Source organism: Reticulibacter mediterranei (assembly GCF_016587455.1).
In genome coordinates this window covers 6,206,987-6,229,424 of the sequence record NZ_BNJK01000001.1, presented here as the reverse complement: position 1 = coordinate 6,229,424, position 22,438 = coordinate 6,206,987, and the positions used below count along the sequence as shown (strand labels likewise).

Here is a 22,438-nt window from a genome sequence, read left to right as displayed (position 1 = left end):
CCTTTTCGCAACTCTATTGTTGATATAGTTAGTCAATTTTATCAATAATTATTTCTGATGAACCCCATATGGATTTGGGGCATGCCAGAAGAAAGAGGTGATCGTTGTGACAAGAGCAACGACAAGATTACTCGTCAAGCCGGAGGCCACGCTGTCTCCGTTACTAGAACTGCAAGGAATCAGTGCATACCATAGCACGCCAAAGGAAACGGCTCAGGCAGTAAACAACGTTTCACTCTACATGAACAGGGGCGAGATCGTTTCACTGTTGGGCGGAAAGGCATCTGGGAAATCCGTTCTGCTCAAGGTTACTCTGGGTCTGGTGCGTCCGCTGGCCGGTGAGGTGCTGCTGGATGGCAAGGCTATTACGCTGCTTTCGCCGGAAGAGATACTGCGGCGCGGTGTATCGGCGGTCCCGCATGTACAGGAGATCTATCCCAATCTCACCATCGAGGAGAATCTTGGCCTGGGAGCCTATATACGTCGGGGACGAGCGGCTGTACGCGACGATATGCAGCGTGTCTTTGCTGTCTTCCCACATCTGGCAGATCGACGCCACCAGCGAGCAGGCACACTGCATGGCGGCGAATTACAAATGCTGACCTTTGCCCGCGCGCTCATCAGTCGGCCCCGGCTGATCTGTATGGAAGAGCCAACAAAGAAACTCGCGCCTCAGTTTGTGGAGCAAGTTCTGGACAAAATAGTTGAAATGAATGCCCTCGGTGTGACAATCTTTATGGTAGAACAGAATGCAGAACTCGCGCTCTCTATTGCCACGCGAGCCTACGTGTTGCAGGGTGATACGCTCGCTTTGCAGGGGACGGCCAATGACCTGCTTAACAGTTCCGTCAACCATCAGGTCTACCTTGGTCGAACGGCTTGAAGGCTGCTTGTATTGAGGTGCCACTCTACGTTGTTGCTGCGTGCCTGATTGCGTTTGGCAATACCGATACACCCACAAGACGGCCAGATGCGATTTCGTGCTATTCATTATTAGTGCATGGACAAAGGATTTCTCAGCGCGATAGGCAATAGAGGAAAGGGCTGCTTCTGTAATGAACTCGTGTCATTCAATAGCAACTAAGGAGTCCTTGCATGAGCTTTCTTGCGTATCCTGCGACTGAGCAACAGAAAAAACTGTGTACAATAGCCGGTGAACTGGCCGATATCTTTGCAAAGCGAGCGGCAGAGGGCGATTGGGAGGGAAAGTTTCCGCTCGAAAACTTTGATGATTTGCGACGAGCAGGATACCTCACGCTCACCGTTCCCCGCGAACTTGGCGGCTGGGGTGCCAGCCTGTTAGATGTGGTGCTGGCACAGTTTCGCCTCGCACAGGGCGACGCCTCGACCGCCCTCGCTGTCAGCATGCACTTTACCAATGTCATGCGCCTGATCGAAGAGTTGCCACTCGACGACGAAGCTCTACAGCTGATATGTCACGCCGTCGTCGAGAAGGGAGCATTGTTGAATCTGGCTGCGAGCGAGCCAGCTACCGGCAGTCCCAGTCGCGGCGGACGCCCCACGACAACCGCGCGCCGCCAGCCCGATGGCTCCTGGGTCATCAACGGGCGCAAAACCTTCACCACCGGCAGCTACGCCCTGCATTTCATCATCGTCAGTTGCGCTATCGAGGACGACGCGGGAGACGCAGGGCTACCTCCACTGACCTCTGATCGCGGCAACTTCCTGCTAACACACGATACATCCGGCCTGCGCATCGAAAACACCTGGAACTCGCTGGGAATGCGTGGCTCTGGCAGCAACGATCTCATTTTAGAAAACGTGCATGTCGGCCCCGAAGCCCATCTCAACGCCCGCATGTCACAAGACCCGGGCGTGCAAGGACGACTCGCAGCCTGGGGCTTCCCAACAACCGCCGTGTATCTCGGCATTGCACAGGCCGCGCGCGATGAAGCGATCCGTTTTGCCCGCCGTCGCCGTCCCAACTCGCTCAATCAGCCAATCTCCTCCATTCCGCATATTCAGGATAAGGTGGCGAAGATGGATCTGGCGCTGATCCAGAGCAAAGCTGTCTTCTTTGGCGTTGCAGAGCAGTTTAGCACTGATGCTACTAAAGTGACGAATGGAGATCTGGCGGCGGCAAAATATGTAGTCACCAACCACGCGGTCGAGATTGTCGATCTGGCAATGCGCCTCGTCGGTGGTGCCAGCCTCTCTCTCAACTTCCCGCTACAGCGCTACTATCGCGACGTGCGTGCCGGGCTGCATCATCCCCCGATGGACGATAGCACACTGGCATTGTTGGCAAAACGCGCGCTGGAAGGATAAACACGCTCAATCGTGATGATGGTGGTGATGTGACGGCGCATAGCTGTGAATCTCGATTAGAGCGCGCCGCTGCTCCGCTGGCGTTTGAAGCTGCGCCTCCAGCCAATCGATGACCGTATCCAGTCCAGTGCTGGCTTTGAGATTGGTAAAGACAAAGGGACGCTTGCCGCGTTGTGCGAGGGCGTCCCTCTCCATCACCTCCAACGATGCCCCTACATACGGGGCCAGATCGATTTTGTTGATGACCAGCAGATCCGAACGGGTAATGCCCGGCCCACCTTTGCGCGGGATCTTGTCGCCGCCCGATACGTCGATCACATAAATAGAGACATCCACCAGTTCGGGACTGAAGGCCGCCGCCAGATTGTCTCCTCCACTCTCCACAAAGACCAGTTCAAGGTTTGGCAGGCTCTCTTCCAGGTCCGCAATAGCCTCCAGGTTCATCGAGGCATCTTCGCGAATCGCTGCATGAGGACAGCCACCAGTCTCCACACCGCGCACGCGCTCTTCGGGCAGCGTTCCCTGACGCAGCAAGAACTCGGCATCCTCGCGCGTGTAGATATCATTGGTAACGACCGCCAGATTATACCGGGGATACAGTCGCTTGCTCAGGCAGTCCACCAGTGCGGTTTTGCCGCTGCCCACCGGACCCGCAATGCCCACACGGAAGGCGCGTTGAAGATGATTCTCAGACATAGTAAAACCCTTTGCTTGTTTTTCTCACACAGGCTTTTTAGAGCAGCTATCAAGCTTCTCTTTGCCCCTCATTATGCAACGCGTCTGTACAGCGATGCAACGAAATGCTGAATCAGCATGCAGGCATGGTATACTGAAACAATAGGAAATACCTGCTCTGAATAGGTCTCACGACAGCTCCCATGCTGCTCACCATCAGGTAACAAAAAAGGGAGGCATTGCTTATGAGTTTACACATTCCCCGCAAAACCTACGCCGATCTCTACGGTCCCACCACCGGAGATCGCGTTCGCCTGGCTGATACAGAACTGATTATCGAGGTGGAAAAAGATTTTACGGTCTATGGCGATGAGATCACCTTTGGCGGCGGCAAAGTGATTCGCGATGGCATGGGCCAGAGCAGCCGCGCAACCAGAGAGGGAGCGCACGGAGCGCTGGATCTTGTGATTACCAACGCACTGATCATCGATCACTGGGGCATCGTGAAAGGCGATATCGGCGTGAAAGATGGACGCATTGTGAAAGTTGGCAAGGCTGGCAATCCTGATACGATGGATGGGGTTGATCCAGATTTAATTGTTGGTTCTAGCACTGAAGTTATCGCTGGCGAAAATATGATCGTGACGGCAGGCGGCATCGACTCCCACATCCATTTTATTTCTCCCCAACAGATCTATGAAGCCATGTCCAATGGTATCACTACTATGATTGGCGGCGGCACTGGTCCGGCCACAGGCACTAACGCGACCACATGTACGCCCGGTGCCTGGAACCTTGCCCGTATGCTTCAAGCCGCCGAACACTGGCCCGTCAACTTCGGCTTTCTGGGCAAAGGCAACACCGCCACCCAGGAACCACTGATCGAGCAGATCCGCGCCGGTGCCTGTGGCCTGAAGCTGCACGAAGACTGGGGCACGACACCTGCTGCCATTGATAGCTGCCTGAAGGTTGCCGATACCTATGATGTTCAGGTTGCCATCCATACCGATACGATCAACGAAGCTGGCTTTGTTGAAGATACCATCGCGGCTATCAACGGTCGCACCATTCATACCTACCACACAGAAGGGGCGGGTGGTGGTCACGCGCCCGACATCATTCGCATTGCCTCATTCCAGAATATTTTGCCATCTTCGACCAATCCAACCATGCCATTCACCCATAATACGATTGCCGAACACTTAGATATGTTGATGGTCTGCCACCACCTCAATCCTCAAGTGCCGGAAGATGTCGCGTTCGCCGAAAGCCGCATCCGGCCTGAAACGATTGCCGCTGAAGATATTCTCCACGACCTGGGGGTCTTCAGCATGCTTTCCAGCGATTCGCAGGCGATGGGACGTATCGGTGAGGTGGTCTTGCGCACCTGGCAGACAGCACACAAGATGAAGGTGCAGCGCGGCCCGCTTGCTCAGGATTCTGAGCGCAACGATAATTATCGCGTCAAGCGCTACGTTGCCAAGTACACGATCAATCCCGCCATCACGCACGGCATCGCACAGCATGTTGGCTCCATTGAGCCGGGCAAGCTGGCTGATCTGGTCCTGTGGCAACCGGCCTTCTTTGGGGTGAAGCCCCAAATGATCGTCAAAGGTGGCTTTATCTCCTGGAGCCTGATGGGTGACGCCAACGCCTCCATTCCCACGCCCCAACCTGTGTTGTATCGTCCGATGTTTGGCTCCTTTGGCGGTGCAACGGCATCCACCAGCCTTACTTTCCTTTCACAGGCCGCCCTTGAAGAGAACATACCAGACAAATTGGGACTCCATAAAACCGCTGTTGCCGTTGCCAATTGCCGTACCGTCGGGAAGGCCAATATGATCCACAATGACGCAACGCCAAAGATCGAGGTCGATCCTGAAACCTACGAGGTACGGGCCGATGGAGGTCTGCTCACCTGCGAACCGGCGACCGTCCTCCCAATGGCGCAACGCTACTTCTTGTTCTAATGAAATCCCTCGCATGTCGTGGTTGCACGATTATTGGTGTATCCGGCAAATGCGCTGGGGTGAGAGAAGGTTCCTCCCACCCGTAGCGACAAGACCTTCATGCTGGGTGGTGAACCCTGTTCATGAAGGTCTTGTCGCTACGGGTAGACCCAACATCCTCTGTGCCCAGAGTCATTCCCTCTTCAATTGCCAGATTCTCCAGTATTTTCGATGGTCTTAAAGCGCACCATTCACTTTTCCGGTATGACCATAAACGCGTCGTTCACCGCCAAAGGCAACCAGACTGACCTCTTTCTCTTCTCCTGGCTCAAAGCGCACCGCTGTACCCGCCGCGATGTTCAACCGCATACCATACGCGGCCTGTCTATCAAAGTGCAGGGAGGAATTAACCTCAAAAAAGTGATAGTGGCTGCCAACCTGGACCGGGCGATCTCCTGTATGCTTGACCAGCACCATCACCGTCTGGCGTCCTACATTGGCCTGGATATCGCCATCGCCCAATAGATATTCTCCGGGTTTCATACTGCCCTCCTGCTATTTAATGGGATCATGAATCGTGACAAGCTTTGTGCCATCAGGGAAAGTGGCCTCGACCTGGACCTCATGGATCATCTCGCTGATCCCCTCCATCACATCCTCACGCCGCAAAATAGTGGTGCCGAATGCCATAATCTCAGAGACGCTCTTACCATCGCGTGCTGCCTCCATGATCTCCGCCGTCAGAATCGCCACCGCTTCGGGATAGTTGAGCCTGAGGCCGCGCGCCTGCCGTTTGCGAGCCAGTTCTGCCGCGACAAAAATCAAGAGCTTTTCCTGCTCACGTCCCGTTAATTGCACCGTTCCCTCCTCTTTCTGCCTGCCTATACAGGCCAATCGCTATGCTTTTGTCAAACTGATACTGTTGAATACGTTCACCTATCGCTCAATACACCTTTCGTGGTGGAATTGCCTCTCTTCCATAGAGTACCTGCTTTGCCTCTTGCCAGAACTTTGTCAGGCCGTTTACTATAGTATATCCCTGACAACTCACGCCACGCACTACCAGTCCATGCGCCACCAGGCTGCTCACGCCCCATACAATGCTCTCTGGCGTGCTGATCTGATGAGCAAGCGTATTGAGTGTACGTTCCAGTTTGAGCCAGCTCGCAGCATCCAGGCCAACACGACAGATATACATGCTACAAAAATAGGTATAGGGACCGAGTCGGGCCAGAGATGCGAGGCTTTGTTGCTGAGGTTCGAGAGTATAGCGCTCTATCGCAAGCGGCCTTCCTTGCGACGTAATCTTTGTGCTTACATGTAATTGATCATAGACAAAGAGTTCTCCCCGCGCCGTACGACCAGGAGCGATAGCCTCCCACCAGAACAGACCGGCATCTTCCGCCAGTTCAATTGTCGTCTGCTGACGATAGCGCGAACCGGCAAAAGGAATCAATGGATCGGGCAGATATTCGAGCAACCCACCCTGTTGCACCTGTATGGTGGTGGTTTGCACAGCAGCTGGCATCTCTGGTCGGCAGCGATAGAGGCGAGTGGCTCCGGTGGTGGTAAGCTGGGCGCTTGCTTGCGGCCCGATATCCACATCGAGCGTCAATTGATCGCCACCGAGTATCCCGCCTGATAGGTTATGAAGATGGACCAGGGCCGCACCGTCTTGTAAAGAGAAGGCACGGACAACGCGCAACGGTGGAGATTGCTCGCTGGCAACCAATCGGGTCTGTTGCCCATCGTGCTGATAGGCAAAGCGCAGCCCCAGATGTCCCCTGACCTCCATAACGGGCGGCGAAGTGTGTGCTATTTGGCGCATCGTTTCTTCGTACCAGAATCTAACAATATCAACTGATAAAGAGCCGGGTTGACAGCAGTGGATGGCGCAAGCTGCCAATATCCGGGAGAGGCGCGAAAACAACGATGTCTTCAGAGGAAGAGGCAGCTTCTTTGCTGCGCTCGGCAATACTGATTAACGTTGGCTTGAGTTGCCAGACGATTCTGCTGGCCTGACTCTGACCAAGCGGCATCAGGCGTTGGCAAGCTGAGACCAGACACCAGAGCGTTTGTTGCAAATAGGCCAGAACCGTTGCGGTCTCATCCACGCGCAACAAGTGTCCAGTCAGTCCAAAGGCCACGCTATAATGGACATCAACTTTTGCATTTTTCGCAGAGAGAATTGCCCGATGCAACCAGGGATTTTCATCCAATCCCTGCACCAATTGCAAGAAGCGGCGTCCAAGCGTTGCGCTGGCGACCCTGCTTTCACGTGCTGTCTTGAGGGCGCTCAACTCATCGTTTAACGCCAACCATTGCGGCTCAAATTCATCGATACGCAGAGACGAAGCCAGCAGATAAGCCCTGCGACAGAAAATGCACTCTAATGTACCTGTTTCATGCAAATAGTCTTCCAAAAATTCTGCCAGATGCTCGGCCGTCAATAACTCCTCTGCCACCAGCGTTTCGATGCCAAAAGAATGGGCAGCCGAACCAATGGGCAGGGCGCTATCGGCCAGTTGTAGGAGTTGCAATAACGCTTGAGCATCGAGGGATAGAGACATGCTGTACTGGATGCTTTCTCACAAACTATAATGAGGTCTTCCCCATCATTCGTAGTCGCGCGACTACGAAATATTAAAATCAATTCGCCCCTAGCTTATCATAGCGGGTAGAAAAATACAAACAATTACGGCTTGTGAACGTTTGCCGCCGCCCTGTACGCCAGACTTAATCCCTTCCCGACAGGAATGACCATATGTTCAAACTCAGGGAGAGCTTCTATTGCCTGCAAATATCCGGCAATCTCATCCGGGTGCGATTGCACGTTGTCAGCACAAAGCAGCACATCCTCCGTCAGCTTTGTGCTGAGCAACTTGAGTTGTGCAGGTGCGCTGAAACGATCTGCATCGAAAAAGACAAAATCAAAGGGGCCGGGTACATCAGCCACCAACTCAGTTGCATCGCCGCAACGCAGTTCTACCAGACCGCGCAATCCGGCGCGTTGCAGGTTGGCCGCGGCCTGCTCCTGTTTCGCCACCTCTCGATCAATGCTGATGATTTGGCCGCCCGTCGTTTGCACCGCCCATGCCAGCCAGATCGTGCTGTATCCATTAGAGGTGCCAATCTCAAGCAAGCGCTTGCGCCGTCCGCTCTGCACCAGCACGCTCAACAAATGAGCGGTCTCTGGCTCCAGGTTGAGCAATTTACGCCGGCGTTCTTGCTCGTGAGCATCGTTGCGCGCTCCCTCTTCGTATAATGCCTCTAACAAATGACGCAGCGCTCCATCCATTGCAGTTTGCATATCCCTGCTCCTCTTTTCATCATCTCATCGATCTACGACGACATAGGTACAACTGAACTGGCTGGCACCCAGGCTTGACGATGGTTATAGTTGATCTCATACCATTGATTGGACGTGCCATCCTCCAACACAGTATACGCCGAAACGAAGGTCGATTGCAGAGGAGCATCGCCAATCACATAAGTACTTCCCGTCACAGGCACACCAGAGACACTAACAGTGCCGCCACTCTTTGCCTGTAGCTTGACGGGCACGCCGCAACCTGCAACGGCATTGCCACGAGGTATCGCCAACCATCCCAGCTCTGCGCGCGCAAAGTGATCGTGCCTGGCCTGATCCTCAGCGCCATACCAGATCTCATACAGCATATTACCTGTTCCAGCAGGATCAACCACTTTCTTGAGATAAGAAAAGCTCATTCCAGCTTCCACATTATCCGTCTCATCGATTGGATCATCTCTACTGCCCGCTCGCTGTATGCGGGATGAAGCCGTCGTGGGGCTGCTATAGAGATAAAAGTAGCTAAAATTGCTCTGTTCTCCCTGACCATTTGGAGAACTATCAGCTACAGAATGCAGGCGCACCATCTGAGCGTTTTTCCGACTGCAAACATTAGATACTCCAGATTTTTGCACCAGGCCAAGATAATAATCCCAGAGCCAGTACGGTCCAGGGTCAACATGATTGGGCGTCGTAGCCAGCGAAGGGGCTGGAATAATACCATGCGAGACCACATGATCATGATCTGGAGGAATATGATACTTTTCCACCAGATACGCCGTAAGCTTTGCCGAAGCAAGATATTCGGTCGCGTTATACCACTTCCAGCCAGTAACGGCAAAACCTGCATGCTCTATACCTATGGAGTGTTGATTATACCAGAGGTTGCCGGCCTGATAAGCAATATCCTGGTCGTGCAATACCTGATAAACTGTGCCATCGCCATCAACAATATAATGAGCGCTCACCTGCTGGCTTGCATTCTGAAAAATATTCAGTGCATCCAGTGCGGTGCCCTCAATATCGTGAATGACCACCTGCAACACCTTATATTGTCTGGGCCGCTGAGCACTCTGATAGGTGCAGGCTGCTTTTGCAGCGACCTGATTGCAATCAAACTTCTTAGGATCAAGGATACAATCCACCGCGCCCGCATAATCCACCTTGCCATCGTCAACACAACCATCTGGAAGTGACGACTTAGCAGCTATGTTCGCGGCCATCATCACATTTGGCTTTACAAGCTGTGGAGCCAGCACGATCATCGCGCCACCCTCAGCCTGCGCGGAAAATCCGTGTTGCAATATGCGATACGTGCCATCTGCGTACATCAGAGCTGTTGCGCGCGTCGTAGCATGGCTATATGCAGCCACAACACTATACCAATCGGCCAGTGTTGCAGGGAGTACATGATTGCTAGAAAGTTGCAGAGCCTCATCGTGCAGCAGTGCAGCGCCGCCGCGAATATTGGTCGGCATATCCGTTTTGAGCCGAGACGCGCTCACCCCCAATCGCTGCGCCGCTTGATCCAGCGTGTTGACGCGAGCATTCTTTACCAGATGCATACATCCATAGCCCTGATCGATGCTTGGGCTACCGCCATGATTGCTCAGGCGACCCTCCATATAACAAATCGCCTTCAAAAGCTCTACAGGAACCCCAAACTCGTTTGAGGCCCGCGTGAAAGACGCTTCCACCGCATTTGCAGCGGAGGCGCGATATAGCGTAAAATATCCTGTGGCCGTAAAGGCCGACAATGTACAAATAAGCAACGGCAGAAATAGCAAGCGCCTGCAACCTGGCATCATCAACTGCACTCCTTTTCAGTATCGCCGTCTCATCTCACGGATGGGCTCGCCGGCTCTAAGAAATTTGATGCTTTATCCAGATCTATCGACCAGTTCTGCTCGCTCTTGACCATCTATCTGTCGGAATTTGAAACTGATCCACCTGCTAGCTCGTGCTACAACAAAAACGACGGGAATAAATGCGCAGGAGGTTATATGTCCGATGAAAACACCGCTCGTATGGCAACCGGTACGCTGATCTACAATAGTGAGTACAATTGCCTGGAGTTGGATGGATATGAGTTACAAACTGGGGATAACGTAGAAATTCGCGTTTTTGGTTCCTGGGTTCCCGGACAGGTCGCGGTAGATGCAGGAGGATGGTATTTATTTACGCTTGATCACGTCGGCATTCGTTTACATACAGGATTACCAGCTCGCTTTTACGATTCTGGCATCGCAAACGCCTCTATCTTACAGCCATCATTGACACCACCGCCTCATATTTTGATTGTTGACGATGACCCGGCTCTGCTAAGTGCGCTTCCTCGTGCCCTTACTTTGCGCATGCCTGGAATCCGTGTTGATGTTTCCGATTCGCCCTTCGAGGCACTCAAAATGATTCACGAACAGCGCTACGATGCCATCGTCAGCGATATCAAGATGCCGGGCATGGATGGACTGGGACTGCTCGCGCGGATTCGAGAAGTGCAACCAGATACGCCAACGCTACTGATTACTGGACATGGGGAACATGATCTGGCGATTCAAGCTCTACGAGGAGGAGCCTATGATTATATTCAAAAACCTATTGACCGCGATTCGTTCGTAGCAGCCCTCTTGCGTGCGATCCAGACCTGCCAGCTTCGCCGTCGGGTCGAAGAGCAGCAGCTTGCCCTGGAAGTGCATGCCCGCTCGCTTGAGCGCATGGTCATGCAGCGCACCAACGAACTGATCGAAGCCAACGCCACAAAAGATAAAGTCATCAGCCTGGTCACACATGAAATGAAATCTCCAGTTAATAGATTGAAAAATATCACGACACTATTACGCCAGAAACTTGAGGGGACAGAGGTTGATGATATCGTCAATCAGGGCTTTTTAGAGATCGAGCAGTCAATCGCACGCACAGAAGGATTGGTGCAAGATCTGCTCAACACATCGCGCCTCGAAACGGGCATGTTTATTTTGCATCGTGAGCGCCGCAACCTTATAGAGCTGTGCCAGACGCTTCTCAATGAACATGCCGAACGCTACGGACAAAAGCTCGTCTGCGAGTTTGTGCATGCCCCGGTCGAGGCAGAAGTTGACGCAGAGCAGGTTCGTCAGGTCTTCGACACGCTCCTGGCCCGAACGCCCGAACAACTAGAGGAGTCAAATGTGATTACTGTCACCCTGCAACAGGCCAAACATGAAGCGATTATCACGGTCCGCGACCTCAATGCCCATATCGGGCTGGGTCTGGGCCTGTATGTATCGCGAAAAATTATGGAGCGGCATGGAGGCCACCTGGAGGTACAGCGCTTTCCAGAAAACCGTAGCACCTTCTTTCTGATGCTGCCTCTGCTTCCCGAATCCATGATAGAAGAAGAAGATCTGGATGCGACAGGCCAACAATTTCCAAGCACCCACGCCGTTTGGACGATCACAGACAAAAAGCACAGCCAAAATTGACCAAATATTGAATACTCCACACCGCATAAAAGCACTGGCATACTTATTGCGAGCCTGCCCACATGGTCACACAGGACCGGATGAACTTGATGTGACCATGTACCTACGTTGCCCTTTATGGGAATAATGTTCCCTAAATCTCCTAGAGTCCTCCTCATGGCACAGCTTATTTGAGCGATAGCTGACTTTTCTTGAGAGGATAACGTAGGATACAACAGGGATTATCATCTGCATAGATAATGAGCGGGATAGTCAAGGCAAACCAACTATGCTATACTGCACAAGAATCATGGCGCAGTCTGTATCTCTACTCTGTATCTCTACAAAGAAAGAGAGGCCATGTGCTGCGCAGCGCGGAAAGGCAGGCAGTCAGGCGAAAGTGTTTCAATAAAGTGTTTCAATGTAGAACTCTACAAATATTGAGTGAGAGGAAATAGCAACATATGCGCCGAGGAACACTGACACTCCTCTTTTTCATCATCCTATTAACATTGGGCGCATCCTATGTAGTTTTCTGGCCCAACGCCGGTGCAAATGAAAAGCCTCTATACGGTATTAATAACCCTTTTACCATCCACGAGGGACTTGATCTCAAGGGAGGCATACAAGTTCTGCTCGTACCTAAAGCGGGGCAGGATACATCGGACGAAAATATGGATGCCGCACGCATACGTATCGAGCAGCGTGTCAATGGTGGTCTGGGCGTGAACGAACCCACCATTCGTATTCAACGAACAAACGGAGAGCCGAGCATCTCTGTTGAATTGCCCGGCTTTAGCGGCAATCAGCAAGAAGCCATTCAAAATCTGCTCAAAACTGGCACGCTCGAATTCTGGAATACAGGTCAAACCAGCGTTCCCGAAGGAACCACTCTGAATCCATCCGATTATGCACAATACAATCCGGGTGGCAAGGCGCTCTTCACCGGTAACGACCTCGATCCGTCATCGCTCAAAGTTGGCCAGGATCCACAGACCGGCTCCTATCTCATCGAGTTTGCGATGAAAGGCGATGCCATTGGCCGACTCAGCAAATTTACCGCCAGCAACATCGGCAGCTACTTCACGATTACCCTGGACAAAAGCGTGATCTCGTCGCCGGTCATCCAGAGCCAGCTTCCCGGTAGTGGACAGATCACCGGTCGCTTTACGCTGACGCAGGCGCAACAACTGGTGAACGTCCTGAAATATGGCGCGCTCCCCATTAGCTTCACAATTGCCAGTCAGCAAAGCATTGGCCCAACCCTCGGCCAGGACTCCATTAACAAAAGCATGATCGCTGGCGCCATCGGTCTCGGCGTCGTCATCCTGTTCATGCTGCTGTACTATCGCCTGCCAGGTTTCCTTGCAGATATCGCGCTGGTGCTGTACTCCATCTTCACCTTTGCTATCTTTAAGATGATCCCTGTCACCCTGACCTTACCCGGTATCGCGGGCTTTGTCCTTTCGATTGGTATGGCCGTAGACGCAAACATTCTGATTTTTGAACGTATGAAAGAAGAGTTACGCGATGGCAGGCTGCTTGCTTCGGCTATTGATATCGGGTGGAAACGCGCCTGGCCCTCGATCCGCGACTCAAACATTGCAACTATGATTACCTGCGCCGTCCTCTACGGCTTTGGGACAAACTTTGGTGCCACGATCATTGTCGGATTCGCAACAACCCTGTTCCTGGGCGTCGTGATCAGTATGTTTACCGCTATCACGGTCACGCGCACGTTTCTGAATCTGCTTGTGCCAACTGGCGTTATTAATCATCCTGCACTGTTTGGCCTTCCGGCTGGTTCGCTTGCCTCGGCAACTCTGGCGCGACGAAACAGCACAGTGTAGAGGAGGATGCCGTGTTACACCTTGTCAAATATCGTTTTGTCTTTCTAGCCTTTTCGCTGCTGATCATCATTCCGGGCATCATCTCGCTGGCTGTGTTTCATCTCAAAGTCGGCATCGATTTTGCCGGTGGATCAAGCATTCAGTTTCGTCCACAGAGAGAATTTAAGACGACAGCGGAAGTGGAACAGTATATCGCTCCGCTCGGCCTGCGCGATCCTCAGATTATCTTTGGCGACAATAAGGCTCTTGCTGGCGATCATGGCGAGAAAACGGTCTGGGTGCGTCTCAATACCCAGATCGATAGCAACGTCCTGAACTCGATCCAGACCACCCTGAAAAACAAATATCCCAAAATCAATGTGCAACCGCTCGATGTTCCTGGTGCGGACAACAAAACCTTTACGCTGCTCACACTGTCCGGCTTCGACACCGCACCTAAGACGAGCGATATTCAGCAACTATTAAGCAAACTACCCAACACCGGCACTCCTGGGCTGACGGCGACGCCAACGGCACAACCAACCGCAGCAGCAACGCCAACAACCGCAGTGCAAGTGACGCCAACGGCAAACGCTACTCCTGCTGCTACACCGACCGCCACGTCATCCAGCGCTGCTAATACTCCGGTTAACGTGGTAAACATCACGCAAGGAACGACGGCGCAGACGATTACCATTCTGACGACCTCGCCCATCCAGAACCAGGGACAGGGCGATCAGCCACGCATTCAAGCTGCATTTCTTAATGCTAATGGACCGTATCTCCAGTTCACCAACATCTCTTCTGTTGGTGGCTCTGTCGCAGAAGAAACCACCAGAAATGCGGTCCTGGCAGTGCTCGCGGCCTCTGCGTTTATCCTGCTCTACATCTGGTTCTCGTTCCGTAAGGTCGCCCGTGCGTGGCGCTATGGCACCTGTGCTATCATCGCCCTGCTGCACGACGTACTGGTGGTTCTGGGCGTATTCTCTATTCTCGGAGAAATTGCCGGTATCCAGATCGACGCTCTGTTCCTGACCGCTCTGCTGACGGTCGTCGGCTTCTCAGTACACGATACGATTGTGGTGTTCGACCGTATCCGCGAGAACATGCAGCGTCATACCTCTGAGTCGTTTGAAGACGTAGTGAATGCCAGCCTGATTCAGACGATGACGCGCTCGCTCAATACATCGCTCACCGTATTGCTAACGCTGCTGGCTCTGACGCTCTTTAGCACCATCGGCAGTAGCGTGCATACCTTTACGCTCACACTGCTGGTTGGTATCTTCAGCGGTACCTTCTCCTCCATCTTTAACGCGAGTATGTTGCTCGTGATGTGGGAGAAGCACGAGCTATTCTTCGCCTGGTTCAATCGTGACAAGGGCAAGCAACCCACCAATAAACGAGAGCGCGAGGCCCGCGAACTGGCACGAGCGCGCGGCTAATAGCTATCATACAGGCATCCTTCCCGTTCAGGATCAAATATAAACAGGCTCCGCAAGAAGTCGTTCTTGCAGAGCCTGTTTTCTTTACGCTCAAATATACTTTTAAGTAGGCTACAATATACCTTGAGCGAACGTTTTCACCGAGCAGAAATGAGGTTTGTGTATGAATTATCTCTGGGGATTGGACCATATCATTATCGGCGTAAATAATCTGGGAGAGGCCACCAGAACGTTTCAGGAAGATCTCGGGCTGGCGGTCAGCGGTGGCGGCATCCATCCAACCGGCGGGACAGCGAACCGCATTATCGTGATTGGCGACACCTATCTCGAATTGATCACCGTTCGTGACCGCGCTGAGGCACAACAAAGCATGCTTGATCGGTTGGCAAAGGGGGATGGCTATCTCAATTTCGTGCTTGCATCCAACGACATCTCCGCCGATAGTCAGGCGATGGTTAAGCGCGGCATCTCCATTATCGGACCCAATGCAGGAGAGTTGTGTAGCACCAATGATCGACGGCGCGGCTGGATTCGTACCGATGTTGGGCGGCCCGACCTGACGCAGCATTATCCCTTTCTCATTCAGCACGACAGTAGCGGAGAGGAACGACGGCGGCGTCTTGCAGGCTGGTCCACACCACCACAACATCCACTCGGCGCAACTCGCGTCCTCAGCACAACGCTCGTTGTGGCAGACTTACCTGAAGCAACAACACGTTTCCAGCATATCTATGATCTCACACCATCAATCGAGTACACGGGCGAAGTTGATTCATGGGATGCGATGCTCGTTGCCTTCAGACTGGGCAATGGAGAACAATGTTTCGAGCTGGCAACACCGCTGCCTGCCAACATTGATCCTACAGAGGAGGCGGGACATTTACCGGAGCGTGGTGCTTTGCGCAAATATTTGCAGACGTTCGGCGAGAGCGTTTGTCGCATTACACTCGCTGTGGCGGATCTGGAGGCAGCCCGGCACTATCTCGATTCCCACCGGGTCACTTACACGTATCAAGACACCCCACGCAACGAACTCTGGCTTCATCCCGACCATGCCTGTGGCGCGTCGATAGTGCTCTATGAGCAGGAGACAGCATAAAAGGCTATCTTCTCGGCAAAATATTATTGCGGATCTTGATACTGGACAACTAGACGCAGTTTGCGTTTGAAGACTTTCTCGAAAAGATCGGCCTTCTCGTAAGCATGCCCCAGTTCTTCATCGAGATCAGCCAGGGAGCGCACCGAGAGCGTAATTGTCCAGGTCGTTTTGTCGCATAAGGATGGATCATCTGCCAAGCTTAACACACACCCATCATGGCTATAATCGAGTGCGTCCGCGATGCGCACAAGTGCGGCCAATTGAGAGACTCGTCGCTGGGCAGCATGATTCAGCGTCGCAAACTCGGCATGCTCTTTGCTGGGAAGCGCACGACGATGGTAGCGAGCGATGCAGGCGATTTCGTGCCGCTCGCTGTCGGTCACATCAGGCAACTTCGTCTCTTTGATCAAGCGAAATGAATGCTTGTGGTGACGACGTGTCTCGACCAGCATGCCGGTGTTATGCAAAAAAGCTGCACGCTCAAGTAGATAACGCGCACGCTCATTCAGTTGATGTAGAGGAAGCGTGGCGTCGAACAACTCTACGGACAAACGCCTGACATGACGCGCGTGAGGCCAGTCCTCCACCTGTAACCCCCCGCTCTGCTCAAGTTCCTCGCTTGTTGGCTGAGCAAAATTCCACCAGCTTAATTCTTCAATCGAACTAGACGGCATCATGTGTAGAGTCCTCCTTTAGATCCGAGATATATGTTTACTCACCATACATCTCAAGTACGCGCATACCAAACCAATCGCTCTCAACGCTCTCCATTATCTACTCCACTTTTCTATACATTCTCCATGCATCTTTCCACCAGTCTATGCATGCTCTCCAGCATGTGTTGTATTATCCTGCAGTTGCGTCAACCACTGTTCTCCATAGCGTACACGTGCGAGCAGGACACCTTCGCGGATACCATGAGCGCTCACATAGATTTCTTTTAGTTGCAACCGCTCCATCAGCATGCGAATAATCAACACGCCAGCCGGCAGAATGCGCGCACGTTGCAGATTAATCGGATAGCGTCGGGCCACCTCATCGGCAGATAACACGCGCAAAATTCCTTCACAACGCACAACATCTTCATACGACAGCTGCGTCTCTGCCTGACTGACTCCCAGGGAATAGCGAGCAAGGTACAACAATGTGTTGGCGCTTCCCCCCACGAAGATCAAAGCAGCAAGATGTGTCTGCGCAGGTATTTTCTGGAAATGGTCAAGCAAAAAAGTCTGAGCCGTTGCCACCTCTTGATGGGTTGGAGGATTAGAAGGTACATAGCGATCATGCAGTGAGCCAGATCCTATTGGGAGAGAGGTACTCCAAATGATCTGCAACTGATGGGCAAAGATCAGTTCCATGCTTCCGCCACCCAGATCTGCGACTGCTATATCAACGGGAGGCGACCCGTGCTGAGAAAGTTCGTAGGTAGCTCCATAGAATGTTAACGCAGCCTCCACATCGCCGCCAATGATATGCACAACCAGCCCGGTTGCCTCACGGATCGCCGCGAGAAACTCTGCGCTATTGCTTGCTCGACGGATTGCCTCAGTTGCCACCCCAAACACGGAGGTCGCAGCATAGTGTTCGGCCAACGCTTGATATTTTTGCAGGGTAGCAATGGTCTGGTCACGTTTCTGTGAGGAAATCGCTCCAGTGGCATTCACGCTCTCACCGATACGCACCAGTTCTAGCTCATCTGCCAGTATCGCTACATGATCCTCGAAACAGCGAGCAACCACCACATGAACGGTATTGCTGCCAATATCGATGGCGGCATACACGGGTGCAGTTGATAGCATCTCTTCATGGGACAAGGTGTGTTCAGTCTGCTCTTGCATACAGGCTCCACATTGACACACGTTAATACAGCTTGCATGTTTTTCCGCCCGATGACGAAGAGCAATGCAAGCCACATAGCGACCAATAACGGGACATGTTGTTATTATAACACGAATAGTAAAGTTTCAGAGGAAACCAGGGAGGGGAAATAAAAATCCCAACAATTTGCCAGAAAACCTCTTGACAAGTTGGTGGAGATACTGTAATATAGGCTTCGTTCCGAGGGAACAAGAAAGATTCGCCGAAGTGGTGAAATTGGTAGACACGCAACGTTCAGGGCGTTGTACTCGAAAGGGTGTGGGGGTTCGAGTCCCCCCTTCGGCACTCTCCATACCATAGAGAACGTCTCAAGTGGCTTTAACAGTAACTTGAGACGTTTTTTATTGACAGCGAACTACCAAATGACAGCAAGTTTAGGGGAATGTAGCAATAGTGTTACAAATCATCCCAATCAGGTTGTTAAGGATTGCTCCCGGTTATCTATCATCCATATCGTAACCACTTTGATCAGCCATCGCAAGCGCTTCATTATATAGAGAAAGTCCTGCTTCGTATTAACCTGGAAAAATCTTCCCAGATATGAACGCCATTCAACATCTACAATTTGATCATTTTCATCCGCTATCCTACAGAAACATAGGATTAAATTGCTATTCTTTTTCGTCAAAAAATATGTGGTAATATACATGCTAATGTCGCTGGCGTTATCAGTGACAGCGCCTCTCATCTTCTCGTACTCGGAAACTGTGAAACACGAAAGAGCCACAAATCATGGGTTGCAAAGAGTCCTTATAGACTGTACTATATTGCAGGCGTGGTGTATCTTATATCAGGTATAGTTTTTTCCCTTTGAAACAAACAACAGGTCAGTAATTATGTAAGGGAAAGGATAGAGGTTTCGACGAAAAAACAATGATGTTTATCTATTTAACTTCTTCACCCATACATCATACTTCAGTACAGCCAGTTGTATGAGCGGGTTTCGTAGTTTCTGATATTTTTACCAGTCGTGAGCGACTAAAGTGAGTTCATATGCAACCACAACGAGAAACTATGACGGATAACCTCGCAGATATCATTCACATCATACACATCGGATGCAAGAGTGGTACGCTCACAGTCGAGCGTGGCGAGGGCAGAACATTAGAAGAGGGCTTCATTACCTTCTCTGGTGGAAGAGCAGTCGAAGCAAAAGTAGGCCAGCAAAGCGGACTGGCTGCCTTTAACTATCTCAATATGTGGCAGGCCTGCCGCTTTTCCTTCATCAACCATGAAGGACAACAAACCTCTTCAACTTTTCCATTCACGTCGTCTCAGACTTCCTATCCCGGTAATAATGGGGCCGCCAGCGGGCAGTATTCTGGCGGTCCAGCATCGACACACACAACTGGAGGATTGCATTCATATGGCGCAGCGGAAGGACGGCCTCTCTTCCCATTTCGTACCCAATTAGGAGATGCAGCGCTACAATATCCAGAAAACATCCAGCTTCCCCGAATGCAGCGGCGCTTACTCTTACTCATCAACGGGCAACGGAACATACATGAGTTGGCACGTTTGATGGTTCGCAATCTCAATGAGGTACAAATACTACTCAACGATCTAGAGCGTAGTGGTCTGATTCAACAGTAAGTTACAGGAGTATATATCCCATGTCTATATCCCAACACGCGCCATCTCCTCGCAGAAGATTATCTTTGACCGCGCGTTTCTCTGCCCTGCTCGTACTCGCAGTGGTCCTCCCATTACTAATCACGGTTGTCGGAAGCGAATTGATCCTGCGTCCTACGCTCCTTTCACAGGCTGCAACTGAGATGGGAAACGATGCACAAGTGCATGCACAAGCCATTGATTCTCTGTTTATTGCCCGTTTGCAGAATCTAGGTTATCTTAGACAATTCTTCGCCATTCAAAAATATCTATCTGGAGATGAAACCTATCAACTTCAAGCCCAGAATGAACTGGCCCTGGGCTATCACCTCGATACAAACTATAGCAACTGGTCGCTGTTTGATCCACAGGGCAAGCTTCGCCTCTCCTATCCTGCACCTCCTGGGACGCGTGGCAAATATACTATCCCGCCCGAGATCATCGACCAATTGCACAATAGCAATAGAGCAATGACTTCAGATGTGTATTATGACGATAATACGCATATGGCATTTGTTGATATTTATGCCTCTGTCACATCTACTGATAATACATTACTGGGATTTGAACGGTCCACTGTGAAGCTGAGCGAAATATGGACAGCGGTCAATAACGAAACAAACGCGGTTCCAGGCAGCTACGCGATGATTCTCGACAATCATGGCGTGCGCATTGCATACACAAACACCGATACAACCCTGACTACGTTGCCCCAGGGTCTTTTCAAATCCGTCGCACCTCTTTCAAAGGACTTTCAACAACGCGTCGCAGACGAAAATCTCTATGGCAATGACCATAGACCAGTGACAGCCTCCGCTGATTCGACGCTGACGACGATACTACAACAGGACGCTCAGGCACCAACTACATTCCAGTTCACGCCCGCTTTGCAGAATGAAGCGTTCCAGGCCTACCGCGTCAAATGTCAGACCGTTCCCTGGACATATCTTGTACTCAGGCCGGTTAACACGATTACCAAAGCAGCCAACCAGCAGGACTTCTACCTCCTGTTGATTGCCGCCGTCATCACACTGCTGGCCGCACTTGTCGGTCTTGTTGTTGGTCGTAGCATCACCCGCCCTATCCTGCAATCAGTATCATCGCTGCTCGCCAGTAGCCAGATGCTTAAAACGCAGGCATCGCGCGAACAGGTCAAAGCAACCGAACAAAAATGGATCGTTGAATCTTCTCAGGTCGGGCTAAAATCGGTGCAATATTACACAGAGGCAGCCAGCGTTGCTGCTCATAGACTGAACGAAATGAGTGGAGAACTGGCACAAAAATGGGGAGGGCTTGATATCCAGCGCGCACAACAGCGATTGGCCGAGATCATCTCTACAGCAAATTATATCGAGAAGGCCATTTCCCACCAGGAAAAAAGTAGCAAAAGCCTCTCCACCGCTATACGCATCACGACTCAGGTGACAGAACAGCTAGTTGAGGGTGCAACATCAGCAAATGAAGCGGCCTCGCAGCTAGAAACAGTTATCGAACAACTCCGTCAGGTGGTTGGAAAATAGTACAGGCAAAAGGATACGACACAGATGAAAACATTCGTACGACGGAACTGGTTCAATACCCTGCTGATCAGTCTCCTCATTCTCTCGATCACGCTACTGACGGCCTGCGACAGCAATGCCAACACAGGCGGCAATCTGCCCTCTGGCGCTGGCGGCAAAGGCTGTACCAAAGTTGGCATCCTGCTGCCCGATACTAACGTCGCTCGTTGGGAGACAAAAGACCATCCCATGCTGATCCAGGCCATCAAGACAGCCATGCCTAACGCCCAGATCGATTATAGTAACGCCCACGATAACTCTGACACACAGTTGAATCAGGCCGAAACAGATCTGGCAAACGGCGATTGTATCCTGGTCGTAACGGCTCACGATAGCGTCGCTGCTGCCGCTATCATCGCAAAGGCCAAAGCGCGCAACGTTCCCGTGATCGCCTACGACCGCCTGATCCAATCAAAAGACCTGAACTACTATGTCTCTTTTGACAACGTCAAAGTTGGACAGATCCAGGCTCAGTATATCGCAGACCATTATCAACAGTATCAAAAGGAAGGAACAATCCCGAATATTGTGCTGATTAGCGGCTCCCAAACGGATACGAACGCGCTACTCTTCAGCATGGGCATGCATTCTATCCTCGACCCTATGTTCGCTAATGGCACCCTCAAGTATATCTCTGAGACCTTTACACCCGATTGGAACAGCACCACAGCACAGGCAGAGATGGAGGCAGCGCTGGCCGACCAGCATAATAACATCCAGATTGCCTATGTCGCCAACGATGATATGGCAGGTAAAGTCATTGAAGCGCTCAAAGCGGTCAAGCTGAACGGCAAGGTTCTCGTCACCGGCCAGGATGCTGGCGCAGATGCAGTTCGCAATATTTTGCTGAGGCAGCAAAGTATGACCGCCTACAAACCTATCGCACGCGAAGCCCAATCCGTCGCTGATCTGGTCAAAGCTCTCTCCAATGGGTCAAACGTCAATACATTAACAAAAGGCGTCACCACATCCACATTTGATGGCGGTAACATTCCTTCTATTCTCGATTCGCCCGTGACCGTTGACCGCAACAATATCAACTCCACCGTCTTGGCAGACCACTATCTTGTGAAAGAGGAAATCTGTAATGGGGTTCCCGCTGGCACAGCGGGCGTTTGTTAATGTATAGACAGTTATGACAGATCCTTTCAGTGGGCAGTGAGAGCATACAAGATTCTCACTGCCCACTGAGTCTTTTCTCTCCATCTTCTCCTACCTCCTGCAAATCGCAACGGCATAGCAAAGAACATTTTTCCCCTTTTTCAAAATCTTATATATATCTAGTGGTCTAGATGTCTTGACAAATTCTCCCGCAGAGCATATAGTATGTGCAGGTACTTCATTCATAAGTTTCCAT

Annotated in this window: 19 protein-coding genes and 1 tRNA gene; 11 read left to right on the top strand and 9 right to left on the bottom strand. The window is 51.7% G+C overall.

Annotation, left to right across the window (positions count from 1 at the left end; genetic code table 11):
- Positions 1 to 106 precede the first annotated feature (106 nt).
- The gene (locus K3T83_RS26970; protein WP_220206021.1) at positions 107 to 883 is read left to right on the top strand and encodes an ABC transporter ATP-binding protein; all 777 of its coding nucleotides are present in this window, start codon (positions 107 to 109) and stop codon (positions 881 to 883) included.
- 212 nt (positions 884 to 1,095) lie between these two features.
- Positions 1,096 to 2,289 carry an acyl-CoA dehydrogenase family protein gene (locus K3T83_RS26965; RefSeq protein WP_220206020.1) on the top strand — a complete coding sequence of 398 codons (1,194 nt, stop codon included), beginning with the start codon at positions 1,096 to 1,098 and terminating at the stop codon, positions 2,287 to 2,289.
- 6 nt (positions 2,290 to 2,295) lie between these two features.
- Here K3T83_RS26965 and ureG read toward each other — a convergent pair whose 3' ends face one another.
- Entirely contained in the window at positions 2,296 to 2,985 is a 690-nt protein-coding gene (ureG, locus tag K3T83_RS26960; RefSeq protein WP_220206019.1) for an urease accessory protein UreG, read from the bottom strand.
- Between the two features lie 224 nt (positions 2,986 to 3,209).
- On the opposite strand from ureG, the gene ureC reads away from it, so the two are divergent.
- Positions 3,210 to 4,934, top strand: coding sequence for an urease subunit alpha (gene ureC, locus K3T83_RS26955; protein ID WP_220206018.1), 1,725 nt, complete (start codon positions 3,210 to 3,212; stop codon positions 4,932 to 4,934).
- A gap of 216 nt (positions 4,935 to 5,150) precedes the next feature.
- Here ureC and K3T83_RS26950 read toward each other — a convergent pair whose 3' ends face one another.
- From K3T83_RS26950 to K3T83_RS26925, 6 genes are all read right to left on the bottom strand, one after another.
- Entirely contained in the window at positions 5,151 to 5,456 is a 306-nt protein-coding gene (locus K3T83_RS26950) for an urease subunit beta (protein WP_220206017.1), read from the bottom strand.
- Between the two features lie 12 nt (positions 5,457 to 5,468).
- Complete coding sequence (locus K3T83_RS26945; protein ID WP_220206016.1) at positions 5,469 to 5,771, bottom strand: urease subunit gamma; 303 nt, start codon at positions 5,769 to 5,771, stop codon at positions 5,469 to 5,471.
- Positions 5,772 to 5,856: 85 nt separating this feature from the next.
- On the bottom strand, positions 5,857 to 6,741 hold the full coding sequence (locus K3T83_RS26940; protein ID WP_220206015.1) for an urease accessory protein UreD: 885 nt from the start codon (positions 6,739 to 6,741) through the stop codon (positions 5,857 to 5,859).
- Between the two features lie 28 nt (positions 6,742 to 6,769).
- Positions 6,770 to 7,483 carry an urease accessory protein UreF gene (locus tag K3T83_RS26935; protein ID WP_220206014.1) on the bottom strand — a complete coding sequence of 238 codons (714 nt, stop codon included), beginning with the start codon at positions 7,481 to 7,483 and terminating at the stop codon, positions 6,770 to 6,772.
- Between the two features lie 125 nt (positions 7,484 to 7,608).
- A complete protein-coding gene (locus tag K3T83_RS26930) occupies positions 7,609 to 8,223 on the bottom strand; it encodes an O-methyltransferase (protein WP_220206013.1) in 615 nt (204 codons plus the stop codon).
- A gap of 32 nt (positions 8,224 to 8,255) precedes the next feature.
- On the bottom strand, positions 8,256 to 10,031 hold the full coding sequence (locus tag K3T83_RS26925) for an N-acetylmuramoyl-L-alanine amidase (protein ID WP_220206012.1): 1,776 nt from the start codon (positions 10,029 to 10,031) through the stop codon (positions 8,256 to 8,258).
- Between the two features lie 195 nt (positions 10,032 to 10,226).
- On the opposite strand from K3T83_RS26925, the gene K3T83_RS26920 reads away from it, so the two are divergent.
- From K3T83_RS26920 to K3T83_RS26905, 4 genes are all read left to right on the top strand, one after another.
- Positions 10,227 to 11,684, top strand: coding sequence for a response regulator (locus tag K3T83_RS26920; RefSeq protein WP_220206011.1), 1,458 nt, complete (start codon positions 10,227 to 10,229; stop codon positions 11,682 to 11,684).
- A 443-nt stretch (positions 11,685 to 12,127) separates the two neighbouring features.
- The gene (secD, locus tag K3T83_RS26915; protein WP_220206010.1) at positions 12,128 to 13,513 is read left to right on the top strand and encodes a protein translocase subunit SecD; all 1,386 of its coding nucleotides are present in this window, start codon (positions 12,128 to 12,130) and stop codon (positions 13,511 to 13,513) included.
- 11 nt (positions 13,514 to 13,524) lie between these two features.
- Positions 13,525 to 14,934, top strand: coding sequence for a protein translocase subunit SecF (secF, locus tag K3T83_RS26910; protein WP_220206009.1), 1,410 nt, complete (start codon positions 13,525 to 13,527; stop codon positions 14,932 to 14,934).
- A 163-nt stretch (positions 14,935 to 15,097) separates the two neighbouring features.
- Complete coding sequence (locus tag K3T83_RS26905; protein ID WP_220206008.1) at positions 15,098 to 16,033, top strand: VOC family protein; 936 nt, start codon at positions 15,098 to 15,100, stop codon at positions 16,031 to 16,033.
- A gap of 23 nt (positions 16,034 to 16,056) precedes the next feature.
- On the opposite strand, the gene K3T83_RS26900 is transcribed toward K3T83_RS26905, so the two are convergent.
- Positions 16,057 to 16,710, bottom strand: a complete 654-nt coding sequence (locus K3T83_RS26900) for a hypothetical protein (protein WP_220206007.1) — start codon at positions 16,708 to 16,710, stop codon at positions 16,057 to 16,059.
- Positions 16,711 to 16,851: 141 nt separating this feature from the next.
- The gene (locus K3T83_RS26895; protein WP_220206006.1) at positions 16,852 to 17,871 is read right to left on the bottom strand and encodes a Ppx/GppA phosphatase family protein; all 1,020 of its coding nucleotides are present in this window, start codon (positions 17,869 to 17,871) and stop codon (positions 16,852 to 16,854) included.
- 241 nt (positions 17,872 to 18,112) lie between these two features.
- Here K3T83_RS26895 and K3T83_RS26890 point away from each other — a divergent pair.
- From K3T83_RS26890 to K3T83_RS26875, 4 genes are all read left to right on the top strand, one after another.
- Positions 18,113 to 18,196, top strand: a tRNA-Leu gene (locus tag K3T83_RS26890).
- A 708-nt stretch (positions 18,197 to 18,904) separates the two neighbouring features.
- Positions 18,905 to 19,504: a DUF4388 domain-containing protein gene (locus tag K3T83_RS26885; protein ID WP_220206005.1), complete on the top strand. Its 600-nt coding sequence runs from the start codon at positions 18,905 to 18,907 to the stop codon at positions 19,502 to 19,504.
- A gap of 20 nt (positions 19,505 to 19,524) precedes the next feature.
- Entirely contained in the window at positions 19,525 to 21,042 is a 1,518-nt protein-coding gene (locus tag K3T83_RS26880) for a cache domain-containing protein (protein ID WP_220206004.1), read from the top strand.
- Between the two features lie 24 nt (positions 21,043 to 21,066).
- Entirely contained in the window at positions 21,067 to 22,203 is a 1,137-nt protein-coding gene (locus tag K3T83_RS26875) for a sugar ABC transporter substrate-binding protein (RefSeq protein WP_220206003.1), read from the top strand.
- The last annotated feature ends 235 nt before the right edge of the window (positions 22,204 to 22,438 follow it).